Below are 1,111 nucleotides of genomic sequence, written 5' to 3'. Positions count from 1 at the left end.
GGCGGCTTCGGCCAGCGGCAACAGCGCCGCATCGACCAGCACCACCTTGGCCCCGGCATGGGCAAAGGTATAGCTGACGGTCTCGACCTCAAGCCGGGTGTTGATGGTGTTCAGGACCGCGCCGCAGGCGGGCACGCCCCAGGTGGCCTCGACCTGAGCGGCGATGTTGGGCAAAAGCGTCGCCACCACGTCGCCGGGTTTGATCCCCATTCCGGCCAGCGCCGAGGCCAGACGGGTCACACGCTCGATCATCTGGGCATAGGTGAAACTGCGCGAGCGGTCGACAAGCGCCTGCCGGTGCGGGAAAATATCCGCTGCCCGGCGCAAATGCGACAGCGGCGTCAGCGGAACGTGGTTCGCGGCGCATTTATCAAGACCGGTTTCGTCGGCTAGCCATCCCATGACAGTCCTCCCCTAATGTCTGGTGTCCGGTGATATTGGCGGTGCGGGGCCGATTTGAAAAGGCTCAATTCGGCTGTTTCCGGCGGCCCTGTGCGGCGCTAGGCTGATGGCATGATCATCTCGCGCAAACGCCGCTTCGTTTTTGTCCACATCCCCAAGACCGGGGGAACGTCGCTGGCTTTGGCGCTTGAGGCGCGGGCGGCGGCAGAAGACATTCTGATCGGCGACACCCCCAAGGCGCAAAAGCGCCGCCACCGCCTGAAACAGACCCAGACCGCGGGTCGGCTGTGGAAACATTCGCGGCTGGCGGATGTGGCGGGGCTGATTTCAGAAGACGAGATGCACAGCTTTTTCGTCTTCACCATCGTGCGCAACCCGTGGGATCGGGCGGTCAGCTATTACCACTGGCTGCGGGTTCAGAAATTCGACCATCCGGCGGTGGTTCTGGCCAAATCCGGCGATTTCACCGCTTTCCTGAACCATCCGCACACCCAAGCCACCCTGTCGCGCGACCGGGCCGAGGATTACGTCCGCGCGCCGAACGGCAGCGCCTGTTGCGATCTGTATTTACGGCAGGAAAATTTGCGCGGGGATCTGGCGCCGGTCGAAGCGCATCTGGGCTTTCGCCTGACCTTGCCGCATGTGAACCGCTCGGCCCGCGAGGGCGATTATCGCGGCTATTTCAGCGACGCCGATGCCGAACTGGTCG

At 63.5% G+C, this 1,111-nt stretch carries 2 protein-coding genes; one reads left to right on the top strand and one right to left on the bottom strand.

Annotated features, from left to right (window positions below):
- Positions 1-402 (bottom strand): AMP-binding protein (locus ABYW26_RS14680; protein WP_372605660.1); only part of this gene is annotated, 402 nt, incomplete at its 3' end.
- A 111-nt stretch (positions 403-513) separates the two neighbouring features.
- Between ABYW26_RS14680 and ABYW26_RS14675 the strand changes: the two genes are divergently transcribed.
- Positions 514-1,111, top strand: a 598-nt coding sequence (locus tag ABYW26_RS14675) for a sulfotransferase family 2 domain-containing protein (protein WP_372605659.1), incomplete at its 3' end; no start/stop codon positions are given.

This window comes from Actibacterium sp. (genome assembly GCF_041584535.1).
Taxonomy (GTDB): domain Bacteria; phylum Pseudomonadota; class Alphaproteobacteria; order Rhodobacterales; family Rhodobacteraceae; genus Actibacterium_D.
Note: the sequence above shows the minus strand (reverse complement) of the source record. Positions and strands in the feature narration are given on the sequence as shown.